This window comes from Reyranella aquatilis (genome assembly GCF_020880995.1).
Classification (GTDB): Bacteria; Pseudomonadota; Alphaproteobacteria; order Reyranellales; family Reyranellaceae; genus Reyranella; species Reyranella aquatilis.
Map to the genome: position 1 here is coordinate 190,247 of NZ_JAJISD010000013.1, position 6,265 is coordinate 196,511.

The window sequence follows — 6,265 nt, forward strand, 5'->3', positions numbered from 1 at the left end:
TCAGTGGCCCCGGCGGCAGGCCTGGTCGGCCTCGCGATCGGCCTGGCGCATCAGGTCCATCAGGACGCCTTCCCGGAGACCGCGGTCGGCGACCCGAATGACCGGTGCAGCCCATTGCCGGCACACCGCCTCGAGGATCGCTCCCCCGGCCAAGGCAAGGTCGGCCCGGTCGTCGCCGATGCAGGGCAGATGGGTAAGCTGGTCGACCGACATCACCGAAAGCTCTTCACAGATACGCAAGACTTCCTCTCGGCCGATCCGCGAACCGTCGACCAGGGTGCGGTTATAGCGCTTCAGGCCGAGATGGTGGGCGCTAACCGTCGTCACGGTGCCCGAAGCGCCAATCAGCTGGACCTCGCCGCGTGCGATCGCCGGCCCGATCCGGTGCAGGGCGCAGAACGGCCGCAGGTCGGCGCGGATGCGCTCGACCATGTCGTCGTAGCAGGCGCGGGTCAGCGGGCGCTCGCGCGGCTGCCCGCGAGTGCAGGATTCCGTCAGCGTCACCACCCCCCATGGCACGGAGGTCATGCCAAGCAGCTCGGTCCTCACACCTCCCTGCCGTCCGTCGCGCGGCATCACGCGGATCCAGCTCACTTCGGTCGAACCGCCGCCAATATCGATCAACAGACCGTAGGGAATGTCGGGATCAAGAAGATTCTCGCAGCTCGCCAGCGCGAGCCTCGCTTCCTCGGCCGGCGGGATAAGGTCGAAGCTGAGGCCGGTGCGGGACTTCACGAGTCCGAGGAAATCCTCGCCGTTGCAGGCACGGCGGCAGGCCTCGGTGGCAATGTGCCGGGCACGAGTGACGTGATTGCGTTCGATCTTGGACGCGCAGACGCCCAGCGCATGCAGCGTGCGTTCGATGGCCTCGCCACAGAGCGAGCCGCTAAGCGCCACCCCCTCGCCCAGCCTCACGGGGCGAGAATAGGCATCGATCACCTCAAAACCCTCGACCGATGCCTTCGCCACCAAGAGCCGGCAATTGTTGGTGCCGAGATCGATGGCAGCGAACGTGTGCGCAAATCGACCGCTGTGCCAGCCTCCCCTGAGTGTGGTTTCCCCGGTCATTCGCCACTCTTTGTTGGGAGGATGCTAACCGAGGATTTCGCGGACGGCGAGCGCCGCTTGCCAATCCCGTCCGTGATCGCTAAATCGTGCGGCGCGCGAGGTCCGCAAGGTCCTTGGGGGATAGTTTAACGGTAGAACAACTGGCTCTGACCCGGTTAGTCTTGGTTCGAATCCAGGTCCCCCAGCCACCTCCTGTACAGTCCAACCTTGATTTTGCCTTGATGTTTTGCACAATGGTTGCAATCACAGGCATTGAAGGCTGCACACGATGAAGCCTGAACATGAGAGCGGTCCCATCACGAATCCGTGGATACTGTCCATTACCCAGGCCGCGACGATGCTGGGTTTCCATCTGGGGCTCCGCGCGTTCCTGATGTAGCTGGACCGCCTTCATAGGCAATGAAACCAGGCTTTCCGAGCACGTCCGGCGAGACCAGGGGCATTCTGCTTCTGGGCGGCAGTGGACAAGTGGGCACGGCTCTATGCCGACTGAAATGGCCCGCTGGTTTCACGGTGCACGCCCCATCACACAACTCGCTCTCCATCACGGACGAAGACGCGATCGACCGCGTCTTCAGGGAGGGAAAGTGGGCCTGTGTCATCAACTGCGCCGCCTACACTGAAGTCGAAGCCGCGGAATCGGGCGAGCCGGCAGTGTCACGGGTCAACACCACCGGCCCGGGACTGCTGGCGGCAGCCGCCGCCCGTGGAGGTACGCCCTTCATTCATCTCTCGACGGACTATGTGTTCGACGGCACGGCGACCGAGCCGTACCGTTCGTTCGATCCCGTCCATCCTCTCAATGCCTATGGGGCAAGCAAGGCCGCCGGCGAGAATCTGGTCAGGCAGGCAAATCCGCGTCACGTAATCCTGCGGACGTCCTGGGTCGTGAGCCCGTTCCGGAAAAACTTCGTAAAGACCGTGCTGAACCTCGCCCAAAGGCTGGATCATCTCGAGGTCGTCGACGATCAGACCAGCCGTCTCACTTCGGCAACCGATCTCGCGGCAACGCTCCAGATCATTGCGCTGCGGTTGATCGAAGATCCGCAATGTCCCGTCGGAACCTACCATTTCGCCAACGAAGGACCCGCGACATGGCATGCCGTGGCCGTTGCCACGATGCAGGGAGCAGCACGGCGAAACGCCAGGTCCGTGCCCGTCGAGCCCATATCGACGCGCAGCCGACCATCGAGCGCCCTGCGTCCGCCTTACTCAGTACTCTGCACCGCGAGCCTCTCCAGGGACTTCGGTATCGCCCCGCGTCCCTGGCAATCCGCGCTCGAAGAAGTACTCGACAGCCTGCTTCCGAAAGCACCAAACGACACCTCGCCGCATTCGAACGACCCACGGCTTGGTTCGTTGACCTAGCAGCCGCCGGCCATTATCGACATGCAGCTTTTCCCGGACCATAGTTGCAGCATCTGGAGGTATTCATGAACGTCGCACCCGAGATGCCGAGCGACCTGCCACCTCCGATGCATCGCCCCAAGCCCCTTCACCAGGCGCACCTCGCGCCGCCCTTCGACGGCTACCTCGGCGAAATCCCCGAAGTGGCGAGTTCCGTGCCATCGATGATGTCTGATCTGGAGCGCCGCTTCCTGTTCAACATCGCCAAGAGCTACTACTCCGGCGCCGGGCTGATCGTGGATGCGGGAATCTTTCTCGGCGCGTCGAGTGCGTGCCTGGGCAATGGCGTCAAGGAGAACCCGCGCGTAGAGGAAATCGCAGCGCGCTGGGGGCGTCCCATCATCTCCCTGGAACTGGGCATCACGAACCAGCAGATGCTGCTGTCTTTCAAGCGGCACGGTATCGGACTGGATCTGAAGGCGGGAGACTCCTTCGGCCCCCTGATCGAAGCCCATATCCGCGACGCCCGGCACCTGATCGATTTGAGGTTGGGCGACATCCTCGAAACCGGACGTATCGGGGAGACTCCGAAGGATCGCAGGCTGCCGGTCGAGATCCTGTTTCTCGATGTTCTGAAGGCGTCGGCGATCTCCGAGTTCGCCGCCTATGAGTATCTTCCGCGCCTGATCCCGAAGCGGTCGCTCGTCATCCAGCAGGATTACCTCAACGGCGATCTGCCCTTCATTCACATCCACCAGGAGTATTTCGCCTCGAAGTTCGAATATGTCGGAGAGATTTCTTCGAGCGCGATCTTCAGGCTCAAGCACCGCATCACCCGCGACGAGGTCGCCGCGTTGTTCGCCGGCCCGCTGGACGGGGAGCAGGAGATTGCCCTCGTCTCACGCGCGGCGCAGCGCTCCATTGATCCCTATCGCCGCCTGATCATGTCCTTCGCGAAGCTGCGGGTCATTCTGAATGCCCGCGGCCTCGACGCTGCGAAGCAGTACCTCGCGTTCATCGAATCGGAGTATGCCGACCAGATCGCGCAGCAGCAGCTGCGCCGTGTCCAGAATGTCGTCAGGGCGGCACGCTACCTCTGCGAGGTCGGCGCAGGCGCAGAAAACGAGCGCGAAGCGGTAAAGATCAGCACAGGGCACCGCGGCGCCGATCATCGGAGAACCGACCTCGTCGCCTGAAAACGAGGTTCCCGCCCAGGGTTCGGGCAGCTGAACCGCAACCGGCGCCAGACATGAAGCTGGCGCCGATCATGCGCGGAGCCTACTTCTTGGCGGTGTCTCCGACCTGCGACAGGAACCACTGCCAGGTCGCCTCGAGCCCCTGAGACAAGGGAGTAGCAGGCTCGAAGCCGAAACCCGTTCGCGCCTTGGTGATGTCGCAATAGGTACGTCGCACCTCGCCGGCGCGCCAGTCGGCAAAATTCACGTCGGGCCAGCGGCCTGTTCCAACGACCTTCTTCATCTCGGTGAGAAGCTCGTTGATCGTCGTCGGCTTGCCAGAACCGAGCTGGAATGCTCCGGACACGTTCGCGTCGATCGCCTGAAGGATGCCGCGGCACAAGTCAGCCACGAACACGAAGTCCCGCACCTGGCTCCCGTCGCCATAGACGGTGATCGGCTTGCCATCGAGAGCCTGCTTGAAGAAGTGCGCGACGGCGCTGCCCTTCCGATAGGAGCGCGGACCGTAGACATTGGAAAAGCGAAGCGCGGTCACCTGCATTCCGTAGGAGGCGGAGAAGGCGGACCCATAGCCCTCGGCCGCGAGCTTGGAGGCCCCATAGGGCGCCGCCGGCTGGGGAACCATTCCTTCGTGAACCGGCGGCTCGACATCTCCCAGGATCGCTCCCCCGGTCGACGCCATGACAACCCGGCTGACCCCGGCATCCCGCGCGGCCATCAGGATGTTGAAGGTCCCGCGCACGTTGACTTCGAAGTTCAGGGTCGGATCCTCGATCGACTCGATGACCCGCGTATTGGCGGCGAGATGGATGATGGTGTCGCAACCGCTCACCGCTCGCGATACTGCCGCCGGATCGCAGATGTCTCCCTTGTGATAGTCGAGATCGATATCCGGCAAGTCACGCGGCGAGCCCATGGTCTCGTTGTCGAGAACCACGATGCGGCTGTCCCTGCCCTGCTCGACGATCTGTCGGATCAGATTCGAACCGACGAAGCCGCAACCTCCCGTAATCAAGATCTTGGACATGGGCCACCTCACGCAAGCTTAAAGGACATAACGAAATCGGCGCTCCTCGCAGAGCGCCGATTCGCAACCTGAGAACGACGTCGCGCTGTTTACTGCGCGGCAACCTTGTCGGCTGCGCTGGCGGCCGTGGCGCGCTCCTTCGACCAGTACGAAACGCACGGGATCTTCGTGCGGTCGCAGCGATCCTTGTAGCGCTGGGCGATCTCGGTGACCTCCTGCAGCAAGCCATGCTGGAGCGTCGTCGGGTTGAGGCCGAGTTCGAGGAAGTTCTTGTTGGCGACCTTCAGCTCGTTCTCGTCGGCTTCAGCACGCGGGTTGCTGAGATTCTCGATCTGCGCGCCCGTCAGCTCGCGGATGAGCTTGGCGAGATCACGGACGCGGTGGGTTTCCGTCATCTGGTTCATGATGCGCACGCGATCTCCCGCCTTCGGCGGCGATTCGATCGCGATACGAACACAATTCACGGTGTCGCGGATATGGATGAAGGCGCGCGTCTGACCGCCGGTGCCATGCACCGTCAGAGGATAGCCGACGGCAGCCTGCATCAGGAAGCGGTTCAGGACGGTGCCGTAGTCGCCGTCATAGTCGAAGCGATTGATCAGGCGCTCGTCGAGTTCCGTTTCCGGAGTCTGCGTTCCCCAGACGATTCCCTGGTGGAGGTCGGTGACGCGCAGCTTGTCGTTCCGGGCATAGAACTGGAACAGCAGCGCATCCTGGGTCTTGGTCATGTGATAGATGCTGCCGGGATTGGCCGGGTACAGGATCTCCTGATCCACGAAGCTGCCGTCGGGCAGCGGTACCTTGACCTTGAAGTAGCCCTCGGGAATCACCGAACCGACCGTGCCGTAGCCGTAGACGCCCATGGTGCCCAGATGGACGCAGTGGATGCTGGGATCCGTCTCGACGACAGCGGCCAGGATGTTGTTGGTCGCGTTGAGGTTGTTGTTGACGGTGTAGATCTTGTGCTTGGCCGACTTCATCGAGTACGGCGCCGCGCGCTGCTCGGCGAAGTGGACGATCGCGACCGGCTTGTACCGGTTCAGCAGGTTCTTGATCTCGTCGAATTCGCGGGAGACATCGATGTTGTGGAACGCGATCTCCTTGCCGGTCACCTCACGCCAGGCCCTCAGGCGGGCGTCCATCGTGCTGATCGGGGTCAGCGACTCGGCGCCGAGTTCGGCATCGATCCAGCGTCGCGAGAAGTTATCGACGATGACGACGTCGTAGCCGGTCTGGCTGAGATGCAGGCTCGTCGGCCAGCCGCAGAAGCCGTCGCCTCCAAATACGATCACTGCCCCTTTGGTTGCCACTTAACCCTCCAAATACGACGTCGAATTAGGAAGTTTACGCCAGATTCGTAGCCAAAAGGCTGAAAATCTTTCGTAGCTCCGCGACATCCCGTCACTACGGCTCTTCCACGCAACTACTCGCATAGCAATACGGGTAACCCACATGAATTTTGCGTTATCGCAAAATCATAATCATTTTCAGTGGATCTTCGTGACATTGGCCCCGCCCTCACCTTCGGCTATATCGCGGCCCGGCACGCGGCCGCAGAAGCCGCCCGCTAGGCGCCCCTCAGGCAACGAAAGCTGTCGCAATGTCGCTCATAACGCCCGTTATCCTC

5 protein-coding genes and 1 tRNA gene are annotated in these 6,265 nt (G+C 62.2%); 3 read left to right on the forward strand and 3 right to left on the reverse strand.

Features of this window, described 5'->3' with window-relative positions; all coding sequences use genetic code 11:
* Positions 1 to 1,068 (reverse strand): Ppx/GppA phosphatase family protein, encoded by a 1,068-nt coding sequence (locus tag LJ725_RS25105; RefSeq protein WP_230553694.1) that lies wholly within the window; start codon positions 1,066 to 1,068, stop codon positions 1 to 3.
* A gap of 114 nt (positions 1,069 to 1,182) precedes the next feature.
* Between LJ725_RS25105 and LJ725_RS25110 the strand changes: the two genes are divergently transcribed.
* From LJ725_RS25110 to LJ725_RS25120, 3 genes are all read left to right on the forward strand, one after another.
* Positions 1,183 to 1,256, forward strand: a tRNA-Gln gene (locus LJ725_RS25110).
* A 211-nt stretch (positions 1,257 to 1,467) separates the two neighbouring features.
* Positions 1,468 to 2,436, forward strand: a complete 969-nt coding sequence (gene rfbD, locus LJ725_RS25115; RefSeq protein ID WP_230553695.1) for a dTDP-4-dehydrorhamnose reductase — start codon at positions 1,468 to 1,470, stop codon at positions 2,434 to 2,436.
* Positions 2,437 to 2,519: 83 nt separating this feature from the next.
* Positions 2,520 to 3,611 carry a hypothetical protein gene (locus tag LJ725_RS25120; protein ID WP_230553696.1) on the forward strand — a complete coding sequence of 364 codons (1,092 nt, stop codon included), beginning with the start codon at positions 2,520 to 2,522 and terminating at the stop codon, positions 3,609 to 3,611.
* 82 nt (positions 3,612 to 3,693) lie between these two features.
* Here LJ725_RS25120 and LJ725_RS25125 read toward each other — a convergent pair whose 3' ends face one another.
* Positions 3,694 to 4,638: an NAD-dependent epimerase/dehydratase family protein gene (locus tag LJ725_RS25125; protein WP_230553697.1), complete on the reverse strand. Its 945-nt coding sequence runs from the start codon at positions 4,636 to 4,638 to the stop codon at positions 3,694 to 3,696.
* An 89-nt stretch (positions 4,639 to 4,727) separates the two neighbouring features.
* Positions 4,728 to 5,948, reverse strand: a complete 1,221-nt coding sequence (locus LJ725_RS25130; RefSeq protein ID WP_230553698.1) for an NAD-dependent epimerase/dehydratase family protein — start codon at positions 5,946 to 5,948, stop codon at positions 4,728 to 4,730.
* Positions 5,949 to 6,265 lie beyond the last annotated feature (317 nt).

Coding starts and splice junctions, on each gene's coding strand:
- rfbD (WP_230553695.1), top strand. CDS start 1,468: ATGAAACCAGGCTTTCCGAGCACGTCCGGCGAGACCAGGGGCATTCTG.
- LJ725_RS25125 (WP_230553697.1), bottom strand. CDS start 4,638: ATGTCCAAGATCTTGATTACGGGAGGTTGCGGCTTCGTCGGTTCGAAT.
- LJ725_RS25105 (WP_230553694.1), bottom strand. CDS start 1,068: ATGACCGGGGAAACCACACTCAGGGGAGGCTGGCACAGCGGTCGATTT.
- LJ725_RS25120 (WP_230553696.1), top strand. CDS start 2,520: ATGCCGAGCGACCTGCCACCTCCGATGCATCGCCCCAAGCCCCTTCAC.